The sequence below is a fragment of the Bacillus sp. PSXD-155 genome, from assembly GCF_049310765.1.
GTDB lineage: Bacteria > Bacillota > Bacilli > Bacillales > Bacillaceae_G > Bacillus_A > Bacillus_A cereus.
On record NZ_JBMOWC010000018.1, the window covers coordinates 20,590 to 44,204 of the forward strand.

The window sequence follows — 23,615 nt, forward strand, 5'->3', positions numbered from 1 at the left end:
AGGGGGTGAAAAAATGGGAATTCGTAATGTTTTTAAAACCTTTTTAGGAAAAAGTGATAATGGAACAGTCCCGGATGTTGATTGTAGTGTGATGACACTTAAAGCTGAAATTGCTTACAAGAAATTGTATGTTAACGCTGCTATCGATTTAATTGCTCGTAGTTTAGTAGCTTGTGATTTTGAAACATATAGAAGTGGCAAGTTAAAAAGAAGTTTGAACTACTACCAATTAAATGTGGCACCAAATAAGAATGAAAATGCCCATGAGTTTTGGTATAAGGTTGTCCATCAGTTAATTTACGAAAAGGAAGCGTTAATTTTACCTATAGGTGAGGAACTGTGGATAGCTGAATCGTTTCATCGTGAAACTACGAATGGTTTTAATGAGTATGTTTATAAAAGTGTTTCGATTAACAATCAGCTTTTAACGAAGGAATTTAGAGAACAAGACGTTCTATACTTGAGCCTTTCTGTAGAGTCAATAAACAACGTGATTAATAGTTTATATAGTTCATATGGACTATTACTAGCTAAAGCGATGTCAGATTACAAAGGCAATGGAAGAATACGTTATTTGTTCAGAGGCCGTTTTATGAATTCGTTAACTGATGAAAACGGAAAAGCTTCGCAAGAACTTTTTGAAGAGAAAGCAAAAGATTATATGAATCCTGAAAAGTTAGCAGCAATCATGTTTTTACCTGACAACGTACAAATGGAAGATCAAAGCAAGGACCCACGTAATTTAGATACGAGGGACATCAAAAATCTTGCAAAAGATATGTTAGATTTCGTGGCAACTGCCTTCCACATTCCTCCGTCATTACTAAGTGGAATAAGTGAAGGTGGCATTTCAACTACCGGTAATCCTACTGGCGATTTAGATAACTTTATCATATTCGCAGTAAGACCAATAGGGGAAATGATTACTAACGAATATAACAAGAAGATGTTCTCTAGAGAGCAATATTTAAGTAAAACATACATTAGATTCAACATGGACAACTTCAAATTGTTCGACCTTACTAAGTTTGCTAATTCCGTTGACAAGCTATTTGCAGTCGGTGGCATGAGCATAAACGATGTATTAGAACGTTTAGGAAAAGAACAAATAAAAGAAGATTGGGCTAATGAACGTTATGTTACTAAGAACTATGAGAGAGCAAGGATAAGCGGAACTATGAAAGGGGGTGAAGATATTGGAAATGGAAAAGATTCAACCGAAGTTCCTAATGATGGACAACAATCAACAGGACAATAGTAAATCAGTCATTTATATGTATGGGAATGTTGGTAAAGCTCCTTTCGGTGACATTTCTTCTCAAGGTGTAAGAGAAATGTTAGATGGTGTTACAAATGACATTGAAATTCACATCAATTCAAATGGTGGCGATGCGTTTGAAGGGATTGCAATTTGCAACTACTTAAAAAATCACCCTTCTAATGTAACTGCCGTTATTGATGGTATAGCCGCTTCAGCCGCTTCATTAATTGCGATGGGTGCTAATAAAATCGAAATGCCTTCTAATACCACTATGATGGTACATCGTGCATCGACATATGCATTCGGTAATGCTGACTCATTAGAGAAGCAAGCTAAAATGCTACGTGACGTTGACGAAGCGTTAATTCAATCTTATAACAGCCGTTTTAACGGTGAGTTTTTCCAACTAGAAACACTTCTAGACAACGAAACTTATATGACCGCTGAAAAAGCTAAGTCATTCGGTTTCTGTGACGTAATCACTGATTCAATACAATCAAGTGTGGACAGTGAATCTGTAATTACAAATGAAGTTGAAGAACAACCCATCATCGCATCTATCGAAAACGAAGGTGACAAACGTACTCAAAACGCTGAAAAATCAGCTAACTTTATGGTTTCACTATTAAAATCTATTAAACTGTAGGAGGTAATTTACAATGATTAAAGACTTAGAAACGAAATTTGAAAATCAACAAAATTTAAGTAAGGTTTTAGCATCTGGTTCAGATGAAGAGGTGAATGATGCGTTAGTTGCATTCGCTCAAGGTATTCAAGAAAAAATTTTAGCACAAGCATCAGTACAATCTAGCGATCAAGCTATCTTAGCTGCTCGTGGTGGACGTGCTTTAACTAGTCAAGAAACGAAATACTACAATGAAGTAATTGCAGGTAACTCTTTTGCTGGTACTGAAGCATTAGTACCACCAACTGTTATCGAACGAGTATTTGAAGACTTAGTTCAAAATCATGAATTATTATCTGAAATTACATTTGTTAACGTCGGTGCTTTAACTGAATGGATTCTGAAAAAAGGTGATATCCAAACTGCCTTCTGGGGTAAATTGTGCGCGGCTCACAAAGAACTTTTAGATGAAGGTTTCGAAACGATTAAAATTGAGGAATACAAATTATCAGCATTTATGCCTGTATGTAAAGCAATGTTAGACCTTGGCCCGACTTGGTTAGATCGCTACGTTCGAACTGTATTAGTTGAATCTTTAAAAATCGCTTTAGAATTAGCTATCGTTCGTGGTACTGGTAAAGATCAACCTGTAGGCATGATGAAAGATTTATTAACTGTTACAGGGGGCGTACATGCTGATAAAGCCGATACTGGTAAGTTAAAAGACCTTAATCCTTACACTTTAGGTAATATCATGGCTCTACTTACTAAAGATGGTAAACGTAATCCATCTAATGTGTTACTAATCGTTAACCCTGTAGACTACTGGTCTAAAATTTATGGTTATACTACACGACCTAACATGGATGGAACTTACACTTATAACGTTCTTCCGATTCCAGGTAAAATCGTTAAATCAAATGCTGTTCCTAAAGGTAAATTAATCGCTGGTATGGCAAAAGATTACTTCCTTGGATTAGGTGGAGCACAACGTTTAGACGTTTACGATCAAACACGCGCTATCGAAGACGAAGATTTATACATCGCTAAAATGTACGCTAATGGTCGTGCTGAAGAAAATGAATCATTCTTAGTTTATGATATTTCTGAAATGAAAGACCCAGGTACAGCGGTGACTACTCCAGCACCTACTAAATAGGGAGTGATCCTTTATGAGTGACAATCAATCACAGGCGACGTTACAGTCGCCTTTTGATTTGTTAGAAGATGTAAAACATGCACTAGCAATCACTTGGGATGAAGAAGACAAGGACATCATAAAGCTTATAGATCGTTCCGTTTATTTTATCAATGATTTAGTAGGCGCTGAACTTGATCTAGCCGTCAATTTATCCGCAAGAGAGCTAGTTATTAACCGTATTCGTTATGAATATAACAATGCGTTAGACAGTTTCGAAAGTAACTTCAGACAACCACTTTCACGATTGATATTACATGTCGCAATCGATGAAAGGAAGAAGAATAATGGCAATTGAACAACATAGAAAAACATTTAATGATGGATTTATTAGCGTTAAGGAAAGTAAAACGATCCGGAATAGCGCTAAAAAAGTAATCGGACGTGAAAATGTCGAGATTATCAGACTTAGATTTTCGGAACTTTCGTGCCGTGAAGTTGATATTCAATTCGCTGAAAGTATTGATAAAAAGTTAGATATGAAAATTGAAACGTTATACGCTCCTATGTTCAAGAATAAGGATGTGGACAGCCTAATAATTGAATTACGAGGACATTCTTATAGCATCATTAAAGCGGATCGTTTTAAAAATAGCATGTATTTATACTTGCAAAAGGTAGGTGGTCTAGATGACACTGAATGATTTAATTGAAAAGTTTAATAGTAAACTAGTCCAGCATTTAGAGTCTTTCTTCCACACTGTAGAAGTATACCAGGACTCAGTTCAGGAGGATGAAGCGAATCTATCCACAATCAACCATGTTGTATTTGAAACAGGTGGGTTTGTTAGAGCGGGGGCAAGCGCATTTACACAAGATGTAACAGTTTATTATTTTTCGGAAAATCGTGAGGACTTAGATGTATTGCAAGTTGAGTTTATGAGTTCACTAAGTAAAACTGGCCACACATGTAATAAATCGCTCAAAGAAAAAATGAGGAAGAAAGATACAGAGTTTTTTGTTGATGTATTAACATTCGAGCTTACAAGGAATGTAAAATATGCCTGCTAATTTTAGTGTTGATGCTTCTAAATTTGAATCTTTGCAAAGAAACATTGAGCGATTACCAAACGTTGCGGAAAAGATAATAAATGAAGATTTAAAGTCTAGAATTGCACCAGTAATGAAAAAGTCAGTTCTTGGCTTAATGCCTATATCGAATAGAAAGAAAGCCCACGCTAAACTATATCAATCTATTAATGACGATAACAAAGAGAATTTAACATTAACATTAAAACCAAAATCGAAATATAGATATTTAGTTTTCCCTGATTTGGGATTAGGTACAAGTAAGAAAAAGGCGGCCAAAAAGTTCATGGAGCGTGGTGTGGATAAAAAGGTCGATTACTCTATTGAGGAATTAAATAAATCTTTAATAGAAGAAATAAATAAAACTTTAGGAGGGCAATAATATGCCAGTTACAGTTGATGTATTTGATGCGGTCGAGATTAAAAATGCTAGTGTACTTTTTAAAGGTGAACATGTAACTGACCCATTCGGTTGTGTAGGTAAATTAGATGCAGAAACAGAAATTAAATCAGTTGAAAAGAAATGCGGCGGCTTTACTCAAAAGAAAAAATCAAAACCAACACAAATGAATGTAAAAATTAGCGGTCACATGCAATTAAAGGTTATTCGTAACATTTTTGGTATTACAAACGAAGGGTTGATCGATGGCGTTTACTCATATGGTATCGACAGCTTAGGAAAAGATTTTGCGTTCGTTGCGGAAGAGCTTGACATATTCGAAGAAAACACACGTTTAATCGCATTCCCTAATTGTACAAGTGCAACAGGTTTTGTTAAGAGTGTAGAAAACGGTGCTGAAGAACTAGCCGAAGTAGAATTAGAAGTAACAGCGTTATCTGACGAATTCGGTCGTTTCTATTATGAAGGTATCGAACTACCGGAAACAGTTGCAAAAGAATGGATGACAAAATTTGATTCGGCTAAATTACGAAAAACAGCACAAACAAAATAAATTCTATCAAAGGTGCTCTTTATGAGTGCCTTTTAATTTTGATTATAGGGAGAGAAATTACATGACAAAAGAAATTACGTTATCAAATGGTGAAGTAGTGAAGGCGAATCCTAACTTAACAGCTTTAACATTATTCAAATTAGAAAAAGAAGGCATTATCGATAAAGGATTTTTAAGTACTTTATTAAACGCTGGCGGAATTCAGAACATTGATTTATTAGATACGTTCCGTATTGTTTATGCGGCTTATCGTCAAGCAAATCCTACTGGATATATGGAATTTGAAGCATTCATGGAAGTATATGAAGTTGATATGTCAGAGGCGTTCGATTATTTCGGTGCAGTTATGAAAAAAGAAGCTAAAAACAACATGGCAAAAGGTTTTCAACAAAAAGCCGGAAAAAAGGCTTAAAACTTCCTAAATTCGAAATTGAATTCGTTGTGGACTTATACAGTCTATACGTATTTATTTTTGAAATATCGGAAAGTGACTTTTGGAATTTACCCTTAAGGGATGTTCAAAGAATAGCAGAAAACAAAAGTGCTTACGAAGGGTGGAAAGCCTATATCCAAGAAAAGGAGAGTGGAAAATAAATGGCTACTCCTTCAAAAGAAACCATAATTAAATTTAAGGCTGACACCGCTGATTATAAATCTAAGATAAACGAAATGAATCAGGCGAATAGAGCCTTAACACAAGAGTTAAAGTTAGCTCAAACACAAATGAAGTTAACCGGAACTGATGTTGATAAATATAAGACTTCGTTATCCACACTTGAGAAGCAATATGATATCGCTAAAAACAAAACAAGAGAGACAGCGGAACAACTTCAAAGAACAAAACAAGTGTGGGGAGAAAATGCAACAGAAACAAAGAAGGCTGAAGAAGCGTTACGACGTGCACAAATTACTGAAACTGAAATTTCTAACAAAATAAAAACTACTACCGAATCATTAAAAGAAGCTAAACAAGCTGAAGCATTACGAAATAGTGAAATAGGTAAGTCAAAGCAAGCGTTAGAAGGTTTGAAAACAGCCCATTCCAGTTTAAAAACTGAAGCTGATAAATTAAAATCGGCGTACGATCTCCAAGCAGCTTCACTAGGAAAGAACGCTTCGGAAACTTCCAAGGCGAAATTACAATATGACTATTTAAAGCAAGCGCAACAAAACGCTGGTGAACAGTCTCGAAATTTAGCGCGACAATTAAATAATGCTAAAACTGCATTCGGCGCTGGATCTGAAGAAGTTAAAAGGTTAGAAACCGAATTAAATAGGGCAAGACAAGCTGAAATTGAACTAGGCAGAGAAACGCAAGCTCTAGAAAGAAGAGTTGGAGACAGCTTTAAAACAGCTAAATCACACGTTCAAGAATTCGGTAACAAAGTAAAAGAAGTCGGTCAAAGTGTTTCTAGTGTAGGAAAAGACATGTCAATGAAAGTGACAGCTCCTATAGCTGGCGCCATGGGTTACGCTGCAAAAGAAGCATCGAAATTCCAACATGAAATGGCTGATATTCGAAAAGAGGTAAACGCAACAGGGTTAACTTCTCAACAAGTTAACGACGTTATGAGCAGAATGTGGGATAGTTCCCTTGCTAACTCTCAAAAGTTTGGTGTTAGTACCGAAAAAATAAATGAAGGTTTACTTGTGTTAGTTAAAGACGGTTACACAGCAGAAGAAGCGATGCGAATCATGACTGTTTCTCTCCATACTGCCCGTGGCGCGAATGAAGATTTATCAAAAACTGTGGACGGATTAGGATCTGCTTATGAAGCTACAGGACAAAAAACAAATAACGCTGAGCAGAATATAGCTGGTATCAATAAGATGGCTGACATATTCGCTTATACAGCTAACCATACAAAAGCTAGCGTTCATTCTCTAACAGAAGCAATGTCAATTATTGGGCCAACTGCAAATTCAGCTGGACAAGATTTATCAACAACCGCTTCTGCTGTAGGTTTATTACAATCTAATGGTATTGAAGCGTCTGTAGCGGCAAGGGCTTTGAAATCTGGTTTCGTTAACTTAACTAAGCCAACAAAGGCTATGTCTAAAGCTATGGCGAAAATGGGATTCAGTGCATTTGATGCAAACGGACAAATGAAACAATTACCTCAAGTCATGGACGAACTTGAACACGGTTTACAAGGAATGACACAAGAACAACAAAACGCTACAATCGCTACAATATTCGGTAAAGAACATTTAGCATCGTGGCAAATACTTGTTCATAGTGGCGGCGAAAAGCTTAAAAAAATGTCTGATGATGCCCGGAATGCTACCGGAGAGGTTAAACATTTATCTGAACAAATGGAGAACACACCGGAAAATAAATTCAAAGAATTACAACAAACACTTCATACTTTAGCCGTACAATTCGGGACTGAAATATTACCTGCGTTAATGCCTGTTGTTGAAAAATTAAAAGAATTAATGGACTGGATTTCTAAACTTGATCCTAAAACTAAACAAACAATCGTAATTATTGCGGCATTAGCGGCGGCAATTGGCCCGTTATTAATAGTCATAGGAGCTACGATAACAGCCATAGGGACGATAATAACCGCCGTCGGTTCGGTAATTGGTTTTATCGGTACTCTAATAGGTTGGATTTCAGCTATAGCTGAAGCGATAGGGATAGTAGTCACCGTAATAGCTGCATTTGTTGGCGCTCCTGTCGCATTAGTTGTAGCCGCAATAGCTGCAATAATAGCAGCAGTCGTAGCAGTTATAGCTATATTTAACAACTGGGGAGGTATTACAGATTGGCTTAAAGAAAAATGGAGCCAATTTTCAACATGGATGTCAGAATTGTGGACAACAATTAGCGATGCTTGTTCTAAAGGTTGGGATAATGTAACCCAATCGATTCAAATGGCATGGGATATGATATCGCAATGGTTTAGTCAACAATGGGAAGAGTTTAAAAATAATTGGAATAACTTTTGGGCTGAAGTTGGCAACATAGCAAATGAAATGTGGACAGCAACGATTGAATGGTTTTCAAGTACATGGGATTCGTTCAAACAAATTTGTTCTGACGCATGGGAAGCTGTAAAATCAGGTTTCTCAGCATTCTGGGAAGGTTTGAAAGAGATCGCGCAAATAGCTTGGAATATTCTATTCCAAATCATAACATTCCCTTTACAGTTGTTATTAACTGCTTTCATTTTAGGATGGGAATTAATAAAAGAACCGGTAACACAATTCTGGGAATGGATTAAACCTTACATCGAAGAAGCTTGGAATGCTATTTCCTCTACTTTTATAGAATATAGAGATATGTTAGTTAACACTATCACAGAATTGTGGAATGCAATCACAAGTGCAACCAGTACAGCGTGGAATTGGATTACTAATATAATCCGTGAAGCATGGCAATGGATCACTGATACTGTAAATGAATTTTTGGGCCCTATAAAACTTAAAATACAGGAAGGTTGGAATTACGTATTAAATATAACATCAAAGGCGTGGAACGCGGTTTCGACGTTTATTTCTGATGTTTGGAATGAGATTGTTGGATATATTAGGAACAAGATAAATAAAGCAACAGATACTGTTACAAGCGGTTGGACTTCAACTAAAAATACAACATCCAACAAATGGAATGAAATAACTTCTACTATTTCGAGAGTTTGGAATACGATAACTTCGAATATTAGTAATGCAGTAAATGAAGTGAAAAGCAGAATTGAAGGCGCTTGGAATGTAGTTTATGCCATAACTTCTGGTATTTGGAACAATGTCGTATCTAATGTAACTGGCGCTTGGGATAGGTTGTCTTCTGGCGTGTCTGGAACATTCAATTATATCTCTAACATCGTGCGTAGCAATTGGAGTTATGTTTCAGATATCCTTCAAAGTGTTTACAAACCGATTAATAGTGTAGTTGGTTTCTTTTATGATCTTTGGAATTCTATTATAAGAGTAATGAACGGTATTATCGATACGGTTACAAGAGCGTGGAATAAAGCTGGTGGCATTTTAAACAAATTAAATCCATTTAGCAGTTCTTATTCTATAAGTGTTAACGATAATACAGGAAATCAAGGAATTGCCCCAGCATCATTCGCAGCGCCAAGGGCATTAGCTGTTAATTTAAATCAAGGCGTTCCATTAGCTCCATTCTCTTCTGGAGGTGCACTAGGAGATACGGTACAAAGGATTACTAAAACAATAGGTGGCAATGGTATTCTTTCTAATTTACCTAACATTGTTAACAATTCATTGTCATTGAGTAAAGGTGTTAACGCTAATCAGCAACAACAACCACAAGAAATTAAAAATGAAGTGACTTTTAATACAACTGTTAAAAATGAAAGTGATCTAAATAAAATGTTTGAAAAAGCTGATGATTGGTTTGCAAAGAAAGGACAAATGTTAAATATCGGTATAGGGAGGGCGCAACGTGGTTGATATTCGAATAAATGAAATATTAGGTCGTGACTATCTTCTTTGTATGGTAGAGCGCCCTGACATACCAACAGCAAAAGAAAAAATAGAGTTTATTGAAGTTCCTGGTAGAGAAAACGGATCATTAACAAAGAAAAATGGTTATGAAGACGTTACTTTCAAGATTGACTTTAACTTGTTAGAAGATTATAACATCAAACCATTGTTACGACGTATAAAAGCGTGGCTATTGAACGCTAAAACCCTTTCTTTTACAGATGATAACGTTTATAGAAAAATAAAAAGTGTGGAAATAGGTAGTATCGCTAATGAAATAGAAGAATATGGACAATTCGAAGTTACTTTTGTAGCTGATCCATTCGAATACGCTATTCTACAACCTTTGGAAATAACTAAGACAACTACTCTTGTAAACTCGGGCACTAAGTATTCATTACCTAAAATAACGATTTATGGTAGTGGATCAATTACTGTTACGATAAATGATGTTTCATTCTTAATTAAAAATGTAAATAGTTCAGTAGTAATTGATTCCGAGTTAAAAGAAGCATATTCGAACACTACGCCGATGAATAGTAATATGATCGGTAATTTTCCCACATTCTCTGAAGGTGCAAACACAATAAAATGGACTGGAACTGTTACAAAGTTACAAATTGACCCGAGGTGGCGTTACTTATGATTACATTATATAAACCAACTGAAACGGATTTTACTCACAATGGTATAGGTATTTTAGACGATAATATTTACGATGCAGTTATTGAAGAAGAATTAAATGGTTTATATGTCTTAAGTTTTAAATATCCGTTATTCGCTCCGCACGGATTAGAAATAGGTGGTCAATGTTTAATCAAAGCGCCAACACCTGATGGCAATCAATTGTTTCGTGTAGCACGACCTGCACCTTCTATGGGTGAATTACACGTATTTTGTTATCACGTATTCTATGATCTCGTTGATAACTTGATTGAAGATACATTTATTCAAGAAAAGGGCGGACAAGCAGCATTACAACAAATGAAAGAACGTATGCAATATAACACTAATTTTAATTTCATTAGTGATATCAATACAATTTCTAGTTCTCGTTTGGTTAGAAAAAACCCAGTCGAAGCAATACTTGATAACAGCCAGGACAACTCTTTTCTTAGTCGTTGGGGCGGGGAATTAAAAAGGGATAATTTCACCGTCCACATGCTAAGAGAACGTGGAAAAGATCGCGGTGTTGTTATTCAACACAAAAAAGATTTATTAGGATATGAAGGCGATGTTGATTGGCAAGGTGTTATAACTCGAATGATGCCTAAAGGTTTTGATGGACTACTGTTACCAGAAAAGTACGTGGAAAGCTATAACGCTAGTAAATATATTAAACCTAAAATTAGAGTTGTTGAATTTGAACACATTAAAGCAGCTATTGGTGATTATGCTGACGACGAAGACGCAGTTCCGTTACCACAAGCATATGAAATGTTACGCAATGCCGCAAAAAAAATGTACGATGAACAACATGTTGATTATCCAAAAGCGACATATAAAGTAGAGTTTCAAGAGCTATCTCAAACTGAAGAGTATAAAGATTTGGCGGTATTACAACGTGTATATATGGGAGATACAGTAACAGTTATACATGAAGAAGACGGTTTCGAAATTGAAGCTAAAGTTAATCATTACAAATACGACCCGATCTATGAAGAGTATATCGAATTGACATTAGGCAATTTTAAAGAGTCATTCGTTGATATAACAGGCAGAGTTGATAATGTTGAGAATAACTTCAATGATATTAGAAATAGCGTCAATGGTATTAAAAACAACGTTAAAGGAATGGAAAAATCAATATTAGAACAAGCACGCGAAAATGCTACGAATTTAATCAATAGCGGTTTCGGTGGCCATGTTCGTATATATCCAGAAAGAATTTTGATTATGGATACAGCTGATGAAAGAACCGCTAAAAAAGTGTGGCAATGGAATATCAATGGATTTGGTTATTCCTCCACAGGCATTAATGGACCCTATAATACGGCAATCACAATGGATGGAAGGATTGTCGCTGATTTCATTACAACGGGTGTGCTAAACGGTAACTTAGTACGTGGTGGAGAGATAGTTGGTTCTACAGTACGGACAGACAACGGTACTAACTATGTACACATCCAAAAACAATTCATACGCTTGATGGAATCGAATTTAACGCGAATGTTTATTGGCTATTACAAAAGAGCTGTTGATAGCCAAATACAACCAACAATACTTATGCATGATGATGTGGATACATCACGTTTCCGCGATGGTACTTTAACAATATCTCAATTCCCAGTGAAAGGAGAAAATTACTATACCGGTAGCTTTGGTATTGTAAAAGGTTATGATGCGGATCAAACTCCACATTATTGCGCTAAATTAAATGTGGATACAAAAGGGGATGTATCTCTTAATGGAGATAACTATATTTATATTACTGGTAATAACGGAGTTACCCTAAGGTCTGATAAACAATTTAGCGCCTATACTAATACAATTCGTTTAGATTCTGTTAGCCACGTAGATATTCTTACTGGTGGGGCTTTGTTTATGAAAAGTAATCAAAATACAGAGGTCAATTCTGGTGGGCATACAATTATCACTTCTGGAAAAGGTATAAGTCAGTATGCAAAAAATGGATCATATTGGGTTGAAGTAGCCAACGGTGCTACCTTCACAGTATCTAATCCATCGAACGCATTTTGGGTAGACTCTGCTGGTGGAATAACATTAAAAGGTGGATCTAAATCCGTATGGATGGACAGTCAGTCTTCCATTGTATTCAACTTAAAAGGTAAAAATATGCTTGATATAGTTGCAACGCCCAACGCTGAAACAGACCTTCGATTCCAAACAGTAATGCTACGAAATGGTAACGTTGAGGGATATAAAACACTTCAGGTTAAAAATGGGTCAGGAAGTGCATATAACGCTGTTACAGCATCAGCTTTTCAAACGGCATCGAAACGTGAATACAAAACAAATATTCGTGACGTGCAGTTTAGCGCAATAGAAAAAATTATGGCACTTCAAATCCAACAATACAACTTGAAAACAGATATAGAAGACTTATATGAGAAGCGAATGAATCGTGTTGAAGGGGACCCAATTCTTACAACAAACGATATAGAAACTCACTATGGGTGGATTGCAGATGATGAAAATACTCCTGAGTGTTTTGTTACAAAAACAAGAAATGCAGCTGAAATATATTCTTCAGTAGCAATTCAAATAAAGGCATTTCAAGAAGAAAAACAAGCGAAAGATGCTGAAATTCAAGAGTTAAAAGAAGAAAATAAACAAATGAACAGTAGAATTGAAGTTTTAGAACAACTGTTACTTCAAAATTTAATTGATAAGAAACCGGAGCAGCCATAAGCTGGTCTTTTTTTATTGCCTAAAAAGGGGTGGTCAAAGTGGAAGCGTTACAAGATGTACGAAGTGATGTTCAAGAAATAAAGCAAGATATTAAGGACATTCGCTTAGAGATTAAAAGTTTAGAAATGAGGACAACAGGTAACGAGAAAGACATTATCAATATCAACAAACAGCTAGATAAAATCAGCGCCAATACTACCTGGATTTTGCGACTTATAGTTGGCGGAATTGTTGGTGGCATTCTCACTTTTTTAATGAAAGGAGGTGGTATGTAATGTTTGAAATTACTGTAATAATTGGAATTGTAGTTGGTCTTTCACAAATTGGAAAAACAATTGGATTACAAACAAAGTATGTTCCGTTATTAAATTTAACGCTTGGCATTGTGCTAGGCGTTTTATTTTTGGACGGAGATATCAAAACAAATGTATTTCAAGGAATCATCATTGGACTGTCAGCAAGTGGATTATTTGACCACACAAAAATTATGAAAAAGGATGTTGATGCTAAATGAAAAAGACAATGAAACATATTACTTCGTTACTTATGATTCTAGTACTTGCTGTTTCTTTTGCTACAAGTGCTTTTGCTGATAGAACGCTTATTATTCCTGATTTACCAAAACAACCATACCGTTATGGTGTAGGTGCTTATGAGGGAGTTGTGGCACATTCTACAGCAACTCCAGAAGCTCCAGCTATTAACATTCAAAAATATGAGTCTCGTACATGGAGAAATGCATTTGTTCACTATGCAGTCGATTGGGACGAAACAATCCAAATTGCTGATACAAAATACATTGCTTATGGCGGCGGTCCTGCTGCGAATAAGCGCTTTGTACATGTAGAGTTATGCGAAACAGCGGATTATACAAAATTCAAACGCAGCTATGACAAATACGTTAAGTTACTAGCTAAAATCTTACGTGACCGTGGGTTATCTGTAGAAAAAGGATTATGGACACACAGCGATGTAACTCATTACCTTGGCGGTACGGATCATGAAGATCCAATTGACTACTTAAAGTCTCATGGTGTTTCAGAATCTCAATTTAGAGCAGATGTACAAAGAGCATATAATAATTCTAGTGTAGATGTTTCTGTTCCTGAGAAGCCATCTGAACCGGCGGAAGTACCGACATCCGTAACAGATGGGATTGCTTATATTGAAGGTTATAACGTTAATTTACGTAAAGGACCTGGCACAAGCTATTCTAAGATTCGTCAGTTAAACAAACCAGAGTCTTATACTGTGTGGGCTGAAAAAGAAGGGTGGTTAAATCTTGGTGGAGATCAGTGGATTAAGAACGATCCATCTTATGTGAAGTTTAACAAGAAAAGTACAGTAGATTCTTCTATTGTTGGAAAGCGCGTTATTTCAAAAGTTAACAATCTACGTTTCTATGATGCTCCATCTTGGCAGGACAAAGATGTTGCTGGTTTCGTAGATGCAGGTGAGGGATTTACAATTGATGGGAAGTTAAATGTGAACGGTTCACTACAATTTAAGGTGCACAATAGTATAGGGAAAACATATTATATTACGATAAATGAAGTTTATGTATATGTAAGATAACTGTCATACCACAGTATAGTACACTCATAGGAGGTAGTTAAGTGTTTGATAAAAATGAAATGCAAAAAACAAATGGGATATTTCAAACTAATGCATTAACCCCAAATTTAATTGGTCCCACACTCCCGCCAATCCCACCATTTACTTTACCAACCGGCCCCACGGGTCCAACAGGAGGGACAGGCCCAACGGGAGTAACGGGTCCAACGGGAGTAACGGGTCCAACAGGAGTAACGGGTCCAACAGGGATAACAGGTCCAACGGGAGTAACGGGTCCAACAGGGATAACAGGTCCAACGGGAGTAACGGGTCCAACAGGAGTAATGGGTCCGACAGGGATAACAGGTCCAACGGGAGTAACGGGTCCAACAGGGATAACAGGTCCAACGGGAGGGACTGAAGGTTGTCTGTGTGATTGCTGTGTTTTACCTATGCAAAGTGTCTTACAACAACTTATTGGAGAAACTGTGATTCTCGGCACTATTGCAGACACACCAAACACGCCCCCACTTTTCTTTCTATTTACTATCACTTCCGTAAATGATTTTTTAGTTACAGTTACAGATGGCACCACAACCTTCGTGGTTAATATTTCTGATGTAACAGGGGTAGGTTTTTTACCACCAGGACCACCTATCACATTACTTCCACCTGTCGATGTAGGATGTGAGTGTGAATGTCGTGAACGACCAATTAGACAATTATTGGATGTGTTTATTGGATCTACAGTAAGTCTTTTAGCAAGTAATGGTTCTATTGCAGCAGATTTTAACGTGGAACAAACAGGACTTGGTATAGTGCTAGGTACATTACCTATAAATCCAACTACAACCGTTAGGTTTGCTATTTCAACTTGTAAAATTACAGCTGTAAATATAACTCCTGCTACGATATAATAGATTTCTTTCAGAAGTATCTATTTAATTTCATTGATAATGATTATGTCATACAAACATACTTTAAAAAATGAATAATAAATGCACTACCAAAATATGATATTCTTTTAGGAATAATTTGTGAAGTTCACAAGAAAATGGAATTATATATGATGTTATTTCTCACAAAAGAATAGTTTGTTATGTAATACGAAGAAAAGACCGCCTATTACGGGCGGTCGATTTTTACTAATGATTTTTTAATGCTTGTTTTAACGTTTCAACTGTTTGTTCAAGCCATTCTATAGGATTAAGTTTTAAAGAAGGAAAATAAATTTCAGTATAATATTCAATGAACGCTTCTTTTTCTTGCGTGGATAAATCACTTTTTAAAAATTCAGTTATGTACTTTACAGTATTTTCTATACACACTTTGTGAGCTTCTTCTATAAATTCATTTAAGGCTTTTTCTACTGTTCCCATATCTTGATGAAATGTTCCGTCTAAAAAATCACTTACTTCTTCATACATATAATCTTTATCATTCATAAGTATCCTCCTAAATTTCTATCTTACGGGATATCCTGTTCGAATATAACTTCCTTGTCCGTCTTTTTTTAAGATAATTTTAGCATTAGTTACCTCTAAAATATTTTCAGATCCTCTTACAATAGATCGACCAATAACTTCATCACCTCTATACCTAAACGCTAGAGTTGGCGGGCTGTAGGGATCATCTAACCACCTTTCTATTTTACGTATATTTCGAGGATTGGTTAACACTTCATCAGCAATTTTTTGGGCTGTTTCTAAATTATTAAAAGATGAAGACCCTGTGATATCGGGATCGTCTTTTAAGCGTTGAGCCAATGCTTCATTAGATATTTCAACATGCTTTTCCATTAAATGTCCACCTTTGTCTTCGTGTTGCTTTAAATCACCATCAAATACACGTGGACTATATTGGGTTGATCTATCTATGTTTTCAGCAGATAAAATAGTATCTTCAGCTTTTCTAAAATCAGGTGTATCAAATGCAGAGCGTATATTATTTCCGCCAGCGAAAGCAAACTCATTGTGATTACGATTGAATAAGGATGCAGCGTCTTGCAAGCTTTGATTAGCAGTTCGTGAAATCTCAGCTAATTTTGTGCCAGGGTTCAACATTGCAATTTTATCCACGCCTTTTGTTCCTACGAATAGTTGTCCAACAGCCAATATAGTATGACCAGCCGCGCTTCCATACCATGCTGCACCACTATACGAGTCACCATTGGTAACGTCACGATTCCAAGAATCAGAAATTGTTTGTTTTATCGCATTGAACGTCTCGACTGGGTGAGAAACGGCTTCAATCGTGTTATTAAATGTGTCAATTGGATGGATAACTGCATCTGCAAGTCCTAATAATTCATCACCTATAGCGTCGCCCACGCCCTTTTTTAAGTGATAGGGGACACCTAATCCAGATTTTTCAAAAGCAGATTCGATTTCATCATCTATAGTCTCTTTTATTTTATTCACATCTTTATAAGCTACATCGATACCATGTTTAAATTTATCATATAAAGACTCATCGGAATTTTTTACTTTACTAAGATCCTCATAAGTTTCCTTGAGACCATGCCAAACCTTGTCACGTAAAGATCCATCATTTTTCTCACTATCTAACTTACCACACATTGCTCCTTCTTCAAGATTTCCGTCATATGAAGCATCTGCGGTACGGAATTTTTCGGCACTCCGTTTCAAGTCTTCTTCTACTTGTACAATTGAATTAATGGCTGTAAAAGCTTTTGGTCTGGCATCATTGAACATTTGAATGAACTGTTGATTAGAGGCGCCAATCCATTGAAAACACAAATGATCTATTTCATTACATAAATTATTATGTATAGATTCTAATGCGATCCTGGTATTACTTGCACGATTTGCAACATCTTCTAGCATTTCAGGTGTCACTTTGATTTGAACCATTTTTTTCCTCCCTCTCCCAATTAAAATTATAAGATAAATAGAAGAAAAGTAAATATATAAAATTTAGATTATATTAAGGGGGATTTATTTATAGAAGAAATATAAAAAAGTGCTAACAAGTTTGCAAACGAACCTGCTAACACCTATAAGAAATAGACATAAATTATCGCCGATATGTCGTCTTTGAAAATAGCTTTAATCAGTTACATCATACTTATACGAAATGCTCATAAAGACAGTCTTAATATCAAGAATATAATCATCCAGATATTCCTTTACTTTTAAGACGAAAACGAGGCATGATATTGATTTCTACCTCAGAGTTTGCGTCAAATAATAAAAAAATACGGTTTGTAAAACTAAAAATACAACAAGCTACAACCGGCATGAAATGGATTAAGATATTTAGAAATTTAAAAGATGATTTTCAAATAGGGGGAGAGGTGGATTTAGACCATATTCTCCAATATCCGAAAGATTATATTGTAGGAGAAAATAAAAGGGTGTTATTTCCATACAATGAGAGAATTTATAAAGTTCAAGGTACTAAAATAGAACCGGGTATAACAGTAAAGGAAAGAGAGTATTTATTTAAAGAATTTCAGCGTAAATTCTCTTATTTCACAATACTTCCAGAATGTAAAAAGGTAGCTACAAATAACAAAAATGAATTATTTCCTTTATTTGCACCAAAAGGATTAGAGACATTAATATTAGAAGTTTGGTCTGAAAATATAGCGCTGGAAATAGAACAAGCATTACTTGATAGCGAAATTGTTTTGACTAAAGTTGGTGAAAATTCTTATGTATTGAATACAGATTTTCCAGTGTTATTAAAGATTGTGAGATACAATATTGAAAAGGTGTTACAAAATCCATATAAAATGCAATATTGCCAAAAATATAAAACAAATCTTGTAGATGATGTTAAGAAAGCTGTCTATGCTACCGCGGGTAAGCGCAGTGATGCGACATTAGCATTAATCGCGATGAAGAATTGTGATGGACGCGAAAAAATTGATCCAAAACAAATCATTAGAGAGGGATTTGCACGAACAAACCGTATTTCAACATTTATTAATTTATTTATAGGACAAAATGTATCTCGTAAAACAATTGTAAATAGTATTTTTAGTCTATTAGAACAAAAAGGATTTTTGAGGCGTAGTTGGAATAAGATAAATTTACCTTGTACATATGTTAGTTTATCAATTGAACGAATATCGAAATTCGATTTCTTACCTATTTTTTCAAAAATAAAAGGAAAAGAAATTTTATATAAATTATATGGGAGTACAGAGTGGCAAACGATTGATTACGTATTATTAAATATAAATAAACATAATGCATTTTTACCACAACCATCAAAGAGAAATGATATGGGGGCTCTTTTTAAACAATATGTTTTCGAAACATTAATGGAAATTGTACAATATGCAAAAGAACAAAATGAACAAGTTTACTTCATTGTAGATGCAAATTTAAGAAAATATTGGATAAAAGAGTTACAAAATAAAGAAATTAATATAGATATTTTACCTGATATTGTTCCAGAGGTGTTAAAGGTTCCAAATTTAAATATTATTAGAATAAATACAGGTTTTGATGTACCAAGTTACGGTGTAATAGAATCTGATGATGCTCTAGATAGCATTGGCTTATATGCAGATCAAAAAGGGATGTATTATAGCACTGGTGAATATTCACTTAATTGTAGTGGGATTTTTCAGCGATATATACTTGAAATTTTACCATTGGGTGTAAAACCTGTAGAAAGGGATTATATCGCTAAAATGATACATTACATGTGCTGTAATTCTAGTATGCTTTCGAAAAAGAATGTACACATGACATATTCCGTACATATGGAAAAAGTAATGAAGACTTATATTACTGACATAGATGCAAGAGAGTTTAAAGAATTTGATGATGAATTGGATGTAGATGTAGTAAAGGTAGAAAAGAAAGATTCAATTACTCTACTTTAAATACTAGTAAACAAATCCTGCTCGTTATATCGATCAGGATTTGTCATTTTTTTATGTAAATAAGGATATCCTTTGTCAAGTATCTTTTCGTTTACATATTTACTTTATGTGCAGACAGGATTAATATGTTTTTTAGAAATACAAAAACTATATCATATGGAAAAAGATTTTTATTAATTGAAAAAATTTGAAAGGAATGGGGAATTGTGAAGAAATTAGATGTGCTCTTAATGCTATTGAGCGGCCTCTTTCCAATTGCAGGACTTACAAAGCAAATCCCTCTAGAACAATCTATATATATTGGAGGGCTTTTATTTTTTACTAGTTTCGGTAGTTATTTTGCTAAAAAGATGTATTCACGTATATGTAGCTGGATAGCGTATGCGCCATTTATAACATTACTGTTAGTTATTTGGCATCAGGATATTTCAACAAGTTCAATCATAGCAAATGCGAAAATTGCTGCATGTGTCGCGTTAATTCCATGTTTATTCCGTTTTCGTACATATGGACTTACTTTGGGCTTATTCTCATTATGGGCCGCTTTACTATGGGATATAAAAGAAGTACAGTCGTTAGTCATACTTGAACGCATAACGAGTTTAATGACAAGCCATTATGTATATATATTACTATTAATTGGAGGACTTGTATTAGGAGGATTACTTGCGATGTTCATTCACCGCAAAGAGAAAGATAATAAAGAAAATAAAAATCTACTTGGACCAAAAAAGAAACGCAAAAGATTATCAATTAAGATTCGACTTCCAAGGTTGCCGAAATTAAAGATGAAACTATTTAAGTTTGGTGGGAAAGAATCTAAAAGTAAAATGCCAGAAAAGATCCATGAGTATAAGTACGAAGAACCAGTTGCAACATATGAAATGACAGAGCAAATAGATCCATACAAAGAAAATGCAGTTCAAGGTCAAACAAGGATGGAACGCCGAAGAAATAGGTATAATGCATAATGAAGTTTAATAACCCCGTAATGACTTATCTTAATATTGATAAATCATTACGGTTTTTTTATGTAATTAAATGGAGGTTGTTAATGTGGGGGGCAACAGCATATTTTATAGGTGGGAACCAAAATGAAATAAGGGGAGGATAAAATGCTTATTATTACATATATATCTGCTTGTATATTATTCTTAGTTAGCTTTTTACATGTATATTGGGCTTTCGGAGGTAATTGGGGGACAAATAGTGTTATTCCAACTAAATCAGGGGAAAAGGCGTTTACACCTCGCGCCGGAATGACATTGTTCATTGCATTATTATTAAGTATGGCAGCAATAATTTTGTTGCAACAAGCAAAAATTGTTCATTTTGCAGTTCCTAATGTTATTATTCAAGTCGGTTCCTGGATTTGTATGATCGTCTTTTCTATTAGAGTAATTGGTGAGTTTAATTATTTTGGTATCTTTAAACGACAAAAAGATACGCACTTTGCTAGAATGGATACCGGTTTATATATTCCACTTTGTGTATTGTTATCTTTATCTTTCTTATTAACAATAATTTTGTGAGTAAATAATAGTAGTTTCTTTTCTCAAAATATATGTAAACGTTAGAAATCTAAGAGTAAATAAAAAGGGTGTAAGCGCCTTCTTGTCGAAATGTAAATTATTATGAAAGGCGGTGACACTATGAAGTATGTAAAAGTTAGTATGAATGGTGGAAGTGAACACAAATTCTCAATGACTTTAGATCGGTTTGAAGAACTTATTACTACAGAGAATGGGATATTAGAAAATAAATTAGTATGTATTGAAAATGTAATGATTAATCCTACTAATATATCTTCTGTAGTTGAAAAAATTGGTGTACCGGCTAAGTTTATGGAAGCTTAAAATTGTTAGATAAAAAACATCCATTGAGGATGTTTTTTAATTTATAATTATGAAATTGTGCAGTGAATTTTTGAGTAGATTTTTTAGCAATGACTATGCATATATTAAGTACCTGAACATGGTGCTTAATACATGCACGAAATAATAAGTACAAGCATATATTATGTAGTAGGACAAGATCTTCGTGTCCTACTTAATACTCAAAAAAAACCTCTAATCACATAAGAGCATCCAATTGCAGGGTGCTCTTATTTTTTATGAAAATCTACTACGAGCCTTATTTTATAGTAGGATGCAATAATAAAGGGCTATTTTGAAATAGTGTTTTTTAGCCTTTAATTTTAAATTTATCTTTAACGTTAATAAATATTAAAAATAATATGATAGCAGAAATTAAGTTAGATAAGTAGAAATCTTGATGAAACAGTAGTTCGAAGATGACATCGAAAGTAACGAATAAGGCGATAGCAGGTAGTATGCAAATAAATATAAATCTCCAATTTTTTAAGTAATGTTTATAATTTGTAAGTACTTTATCCATAAATATAGCTCCTATATTTTTGTTTTTATATAATTATACATTTAGATACAAGGATTTTCAAAGTAAAAATATTTAGCAATTCAAAAATATAAGAAGAGCTTTTGTTAAAAATCCAGATTGCTGTAGTAATCTGGATTTGACTTTAAAGAACTATACTAAAATGATACACTATAATCTACGTTATTTTTGAAATGAATAGAGGGATTTGTGTGATAGATAAAATTAAAAATGCTGTAGAGGATATGTACGAAGATGAGGCTAAAGGTTTACTTCAAAATATTCTCATACAGTTAAACTTATTAGAAGAAAACTATAGTGAAGATACAATTAAAAATTTGATGGATATTCCGAAACAATTAACAAGTAATCCTACTTATAAAAGGAATGTAAAAGAAAGTACGCACGTACATATTGCTTTTGATGATTCAACGGCTGGTTGCTTGAAATATATGTTAAGTCAAGAAGAATTATTTGAAGAGAGTGTTGTTGCTTTTTCGGAATTCTTTTCAATTGGACCGATATATAAGTTGCATACGAATAAGGGGCAACTAGCAAGACAGAAGTGGTTAATAAATAACTTAACTGCATATGATAGTTATTTTGAAGAAGAATATTTATTAAGATTTATAGCAACTATAGAAGAACTACATACTATTCCTGTTGAAACGCCTATTACAATTTGGAGGGCTGATAATGCACATGAACATGTAGGTCTAAGTTTTGTAATAGCACAATTAAAGGATAAGAAAAACATTCGAATAATTAATACGTCTGAAGCAAGCAGAGAAATATTAAAACAAGAGTATGATATTCGTGGAACGGGAGAATTACCACCTGAAAGTTTAGCTCTATTCCAAAAAAGTTTTATAAAGTTACCTTATTTAACTGAAGAGAAGCGCATGAAGTTTGAACATGAGTGGAATAGATTATCGGAAAGCATAGAATGTTTAAGAGTGTGGAAAGAAAATGAAGTGCATTCTGTACAGGAAGATTATTTTGATCAATTTATAATTGAATGCGCGAAAAGTGTGGGTGCTGATCGAGAGTTCCTCAAAGCTCCTAGAGTAATTGGTGAAGCACTTGGTCTTGTTGAACAATTGGTTGGAGATACTTTCTTAGAATATCGCTTGAAACAATTAATTATACAAGAAGTATTTGAATTTGAAGGTTCGTTAGATGAAATGCGTTTTTATAGTGTGAAGTTAAGGAGATGATAAAAATATTCTATTTTTGAAAAACTCGTATTTTTAATAATACGAGTTTTTTAAGTTGAATTTGGGCTATACATAAGCTTCCCAGAGAGGGCATATCACATATGAATGATAAAGGTAATGAATGAAAAGAAGGTGATTTGTTAATATGTATAACCAACAAAATTATCCATATGATCAAGCGATGTATTATAATCCACAAAACTACGGGTATGAACCTACAAATGAAGTGAGAGATATGGAACAAGAAGATTACAGACCAGATGATGCGGAAGATGCTCCAACGTCACCACCACCGTCACAAGCGCCATCGTTACCGTCTACATTTGCTTCTCCAGCACAACCAGGCAATATGAAATCATGGATGTGTAACTGTTTAGGAAGATGGGGCTATTTACGTTTACATCGTCCTGGACCTTTTGGAAGGGATTTATGGTTCTTTCCGACTGAAGTGAGAAGAAACGGAGTATCAGGTTACACTTGGCAAGGTGGTCGTCGTCGTAAAGTAAGTTATCGCTATCAACAAATTAGTAATTTTATGTGCTTCGCATAAAGAGAAGTGGGAGAGTAAAACGATTGTACTCTCTCACTTTTTTATTTTTCAATATACGAAGTAAGATTTTGATTAAAAATTTACAATTTTCACGTTTTTATTAGAGTATAATGCATATGTTGGTTGGTTTTCAAAAACAAATG

Annotated in this window: 25 protein-coding genes; 22 read left to right on the forward strand and 3 right to left on the reverse strand. The window is 34.6% G+C overall.

Annotation, left to right across the window (positions count from 1 at the left end; translation table 11 throughout):
• The first annotated feature begins 13 nt into the window (after positions 1-13).
• The 16 genes from ACO6VI_RS19615 (at position 14) to ACO6VI_RS19690 (ending at position 15,367) form a co-directional block, all read left to right on the forward strand.
• Positions 14-1,258 carry a phage portal protein gene (locus ACO6VI_RS19615; protein ID WP_000512881.1) on the forward strand — a complete coding sequence of 415 codons (1,245 nt, stop codon included), beginning with the start codon at positions 14-16 and terminating at the stop codon, positions 1,256-1,258.
• 16 nt (positions 1,259-1,274) lie between these two features.
• Positions 1,275-1,907 carry a head maturation protease, ClpP-related gene (locus ACO6VI_RS19620; RefSeq protein ID WP_003272656.1) on the forward strand — a complete coding sequence of 211 codons (633 nt, stop codon included), beginning with the start codon at positions 1,275-1,277 and terminating at the stop codon, positions 1,905-1,907.
• A gap of 13 nt (positions 1,908-1,920) precedes the next feature.
• Positions 1,921-3,045, forward strand: a complete 1,125-nt coding sequence (locus ACO6VI_RS19625) for a phage major capsid protein (protein WP_000588590.1) — start codon at positions 1,921-1,923, stop codon at positions 3,043-3,045.
• Between the two features lie 13 nt (positions 3,046-3,058).
• Positions 3,059-3,382 (forward strand): hypothetical protein, encoded by a 324-nt coding sequence (locus ACO6VI_RS19630; protein WP_001282872.1) that lies wholly within the window; start codon positions 3,059-3,061, stop codon positions 3,380-3,382.
• On the forward strand, positions 3,372-3,728 hold the full coding sequence (locus ACO6VI_RS19635; protein WP_000963758.1) for a hypothetical protein: 357 nt from the start codon (positions 3,372-3,374) through the stop codon (positions 3,726-3,728). Before ACO6VI_RS19630 ends, ACO6VI_RS19635 begins: the two co-directional genes overlap by 11 nt.
• Complete coding sequence (locus ACO6VI_RS19640) at positions 3,715-4,095, forward strand: hypothetical protein (RefSeq protein WP_016512759.1); 381 nt, start codon at positions 3,715-3,717, stop codon at positions 4,093-4,095. Before ACO6VI_RS19635 ends, ACO6VI_RS19640 begins: the two co-directional genes overlap by 14 nt.
• Positions 4,085-4,495, forward strand: a complete 411-nt coding sequence (locus ACO6VI_RS19645; protein WP_001111193.1) for a hypothetical protein — start codon at positions 4,085-4,087, stop codon at positions 4,493-4,495. The genes ACO6VI_RS19640 and ACO6VI_RS19645 overlap by 11 nt, the downstream gene beginning before the upstream one ends.
• Before the next feature lies 1 nt (position 4,496).
• The gene (locus ACO6VI_RS19650; RefSeq protein WP_001145608.1) at positions 4,497-5,066 is read left to right on the forward strand and encodes a hypothetical protein; all 570 of its coding nucleotides are present in this window, start codon (positions 4,497-4,499) and stop codon (positions 5,064-5,066) included.
• Between the two features lie 61 nt (positions 5,067-5,127).
• Positions 5,128-5,478 (forward strand): hypothetical protein, encoded by a 351-nt coding sequence (locus ACO6VI_RS19655; protein ID WP_000159510.1) that lies wholly within the window; start codon positions 5,128-5,130, stop codon positions 5,476-5,478.
• A gap of 182 nt (positions 5,479-5,660) precedes the next feature.
• Positions 5,661-9,491: a phage tail tape measure protein gene (locus tag ACO6VI_RS19660; protein ID WP_422423886.1), complete on the forward strand. Its 3,831-nt coding sequence runs from the start codon at positions 5,661-5,663 to the stop codon at positions 9,489-9,491.
• Entirely contained in the window at positions 9,484-10,170 is a 687-nt protein-coding gene (locus tag ACO6VI_RS19665) for a hypothetical protein (RefSeq protein ID WP_000227695.1), read from the forward strand. Before ACO6VI_RS19660 ends, ACO6VI_RS19665 begins: the two co-directional genes overlap by 8 nt.
• Entirely contained in the window at positions 10,167-12,896 is a 2,730-nt protein-coding gene (locus ACO6VI_RS19670; RefSeq protein WP_098367254.1) for a phage tail spike protein, read from the forward strand. The genes ACO6VI_RS19665 and ACO6VI_RS19670 overlap by 4 nt, the downstream gene beginning before the upstream one ends.
• A gap of 38 nt (positions 12,897-12,934) precedes the next feature.
• Entirely contained in the window at positions 12,935-13,171 is a 237-nt protein-coding gene (locus tag ACO6VI_RS19675) for a hemolysin XhlA family protein (RefSeq protein WP_000387825.1), read from the forward strand.
• On the forward strand, positions 13,171-13,410 hold the full coding sequence (locus ACO6VI_RS19680) for a hypothetical protein (RefSeq protein WP_000461715.1): 240 nt from the start codon (positions 13,171-13,173) through the stop codon (positions 13,408-13,410). The genes ACO6VI_RS19675 and ACO6VI_RS19680 overlap by 1 nt, the downstream gene beginning before the upstream one ends.
• Positions 13,407-14,471: an N-acetylmuramoyl-L-alanine amidase gene (locus ACO6VI_RS19685; RefSeq protein ID WP_422118070.1), complete on the forward strand. Its 1,065-nt coding sequence runs from the start codon at positions 13,407-13,409 to the stop codon at positions 14,469-14,471. The genes ACO6VI_RS19680 and ACO6VI_RS19685 overlap by 4 nt, the downstream gene beginning before the upstream one ends.
• A 41-nt stretch (positions 14,472-14,512) precedes the next feature.
• Positions 14,513-15,367 (forward strand): exosporium leader peptide-containing protein, encoded by an 855-nt coding sequence (locus ACO6VI_RS19690; RefSeq protein WP_422118071.1) that lies wholly within the window; start codon positions 14,513-14,515, stop codon positions 15,365-15,367.
• Between the two features lie 228 nt (positions 15,368-15,595).
• Here ACO6VI_RS19690 and ACO6VI_RS19695 read toward each other — a convergent pair whose 3' ends face one another.
• The gene (locus tag ACO6VI_RS19695) at positions 15,596-15,895 is read right to left on the reverse strand and encodes a contact-dependent growth inhibition system immunity protein (RefSeq protein WP_000998176.1); all 300 of its coding nucleotides are present in this window, start codon (positions 15,893-15,895) and stop codon (positions 15,596-15,598) included.
• Positions 15,896-15,913: 18 nt separating this feature from the next.
• Positions 15,914-17,323, reverse strand: a complete 1,410-nt coding sequence (locus ACO6VI_RS19700) for a WXG100 family type VII secretion target (protein WP_063547405.1) — start codon at positions 17,321-17,323, stop codon at positions 15,914-15,916.
• Between the two features lie 305 nt (positions 17,324-17,628).
• Here ACO6VI_RS19700 and ACO6VI_RS19705 point away from each other — a divergent pair, with 305 nt between their 5' ends.
• The 4 genes from ACO6VI_RS19705 (at position 17,629) to ACO6VI_RS19720 (ending at position 21,167) form a co-directional block, all read left to right on the forward strand.
• Positions 17,629-19,311, forward strand: a complete 1,683-nt coding sequence (locus tag ACO6VI_RS19705; protein ID WP_141544704.1) for an RNaseH domain-containing protein — start codon at positions 17,629-17,631, stop codon at positions 19,309-19,311.
• A gap of 206 nt (positions 19,312-19,517) precedes the next feature.
• Complete coding sequence (locus ACO6VI_RS19710; protein ID WP_063547407.1) at positions 19,518-20,282, forward strand: DUF3959 family protein; 765 nt, start codon at positions 19,518-19,520, stop codon at positions 20,280-20,282.
• A 144-nt stretch (positions 20,283-20,426) separates the two neighbouring features.
• Positions 20,427-20,843, forward strand: a complete 417-nt coding sequence (locus ACO6VI_RS19715; protein WP_063547408.1) for a DUF3995 domain-containing protein — start codon at positions 20,427-20,429, stop codon at positions 20,841-20,843.
• 120 nt (positions 20,844-20,963) lie between these two features.
• Positions 20,964-21,167 (forward strand): hypothetical protein, encoded by a 204-nt coding sequence (locus tag ACO6VI_RS19720; protein ID WP_000878369.1) that lies wholly within the window; start codon positions 20,964-20,966, stop codon positions 21,165-21,167.
• Between the two features lie 328 nt (positions 21,168-21,495).
• On the opposite strand, the gene ACO6VI_RS19725 is transcribed toward ACO6VI_RS19720, so the two are convergent.
• Positions 21,496-21,708, reverse strand: coding sequence for a hypothetical protein (locus ACO6VI_RS19725; RefSeq protein ID WP_063547409.1), 213 nt, complete (start codon positions 21,706-21,708; stop codon positions 21,496-21,498).
• A gap of 209 nt (positions 21,709-21,917) precedes the next feature.
• On the opposite strand from ACO6VI_RS19725, the gene ACO6VI_RS19730 reads away from it, so the two are divergent.
• Positions 21,918-22,922 (forward strand): DUF1835 domain-containing protein, encoded by a 1,005-nt coding sequence (locus tag ACO6VI_RS19730; RefSeq protein WP_063547410.1) that lies wholly within the window; start codon positions 21,918-21,920, stop codon positions 22,920-22,922.
• A gap of 145 nt (positions 22,923-23,067) precedes the next feature.
• Positions 23,068-23,472: a hypothetical protein gene (locus tag ACO6VI_RS19735; RefSeq protein WP_063547411.1), complete on the forward strand. Its 405-nt coding sequence runs from the start codon at positions 23,068-23,070 to the stop codon at positions 23,470-23,472.
• The last annotated feature ends 143 nt before the right edge of the window (positions 23,473-23,615 follow it).

What these genes read in the sequence shown, in the direction of transcription:
- ACO6VI_RS19720 (WP_000878369.1), top strand. Translation starts at nt 20,964, where the DNA reads ATGAAGTATGTAAAAGTTAGTATGAATGGTGGAAGTGAACACAAATTC.
- ACO6VI_RS19655 (WP_000159510.1), top strand. Translation starts at nt 5,128, where the DNA reads ATGACAAAAGAAATTACGTTATCAAATGGTGAAGTAGTGAAGGCGAAT.
- ACO6VI_RS19635 (WP_000963758.1), top strand. Translation starts at nt 3,372, where the DNA reads ATGGCAATTGAACAACATAGAAAAACATTTAATGATGGATTTATTAGC.
- ACO6VI_RS19670 (WP_098367254.1), top strand. Translation starts at nt 10,167, where the DNA reads ATGATTACATTATATAAACCAACTGAAACGGATTTTACTCACAATGGT.
- ACO6VI_RS19695 (WP_000998176.1), bottom strand. Translation starts at nt 15,895, where the DNA reads ATGAATGATAAAGATTATATGTATGAAGAAGTAAGTGATTTTTTAGAC.
- ACO6VI_RS19700 (WP_063547405.1), bottom strand. Translation starts at nt 17,323, where the DNA reads ATGGTTCAAATCAAAGTGACACCTGAAATGCTAGAAGATGTTGCAAAT.
- ACO6VI_RS19685 (WP_422118070.1), top strand. Translation starts at nt 13,407, where the DNA reads ATGAAAAAGACAATGAAACATATTACTTCGTTACTTATGATTCTAGTA.
- ACO6VI_RS19645 (WP_001111193.1), top strand. Translation starts at nt 4,085, where the DNA reads ATGCCTGCTAATTTTAGTGTTGATGCTTCTAAATTTGAATCTTTGCAA.
- ACO6VI_RS19650 (WP_001145608.1), top strand. Translation starts at nt 4,497, where the DNA reads ATGCCAGTTACAGTTGATGTATTTGATGCGGTCGAGATTAAAAATGCT.
- ACO6VI_RS19630 (WP_001282872.1), top strand. Translation starts at nt 3,059, where the DNA reads ATGAGTGACAATCAATCACAGGCGACGTTACAGTCGCCTTTTGATTTG.
- ACO6VI_RS19620 (WP_003272656.1), top strand. Translation starts at nt 1,275, where the DNA reads ATGTATGGGAATGTTGGTAAAGCTCCTTTCGGTGACATTTCTTCTCAA.
- ACO6VI_RS19640 (WP_016512759.1), top strand. Translation starts at nt 3,715, where the DNA reads ATGACACTGAATGATTTAATTGAAAAGTTTAATAGTAAACTAGTCCAG.
- ACO6VI_RS19625 (WP_000588590.1), top strand. Translation starts at nt 1,921, where the DNA reads ATGATTAAAGACTTAGAAACGAAATTTGAAAATCAACAAAATTTAAGT.
- ACO6VI_RS19725 (WP_063547409.1), bottom strand. Translation starts at nt 21,708, where the DNA reads ATGGATAAAGTACTTACAAATTATAAACATTACTTAAAAAATTGGAGA.
- ACO6VI_RS19715 (WP_063547408.1), top strand. Translation starts at nt 20,427, where the DNA reads ATGCTTATTATTACATATATATCTGCTTGTATATTATTCTTAGTTAGC.
- ACO6VI_RS19735 (WP_063547411.1), top strand. Translation starts at nt 23,068, where the DNA reads ATGTATAACCAACAAAATTATCCATATGATCAAGCGATGTATTATAAT.
- ACO6VI_RS19680 (WP_000461715.1), top strand. Translation starts at nt 13,171, where the DNA reads ATGTTTGAAATTACTGTAATAATTGGAATTGTAGTTGGTCTTTCACAA.
- ACO6VI_RS19615 (WP_000512881.1), top strand. Translation starts at nt 14, where the DNA reads ATGGGAATTCGTAATGTTTTTAAAACCTTTTTAGGAAAAAGTGATAAT.
- ACO6VI_RS19660 (WP_422423886.1), top strand. Translation starts at nt 5,661, where the DNA reads ATGGCTACTCCTTCAAAAGAAACCATAATTAAATTTAAGGCTGACACC.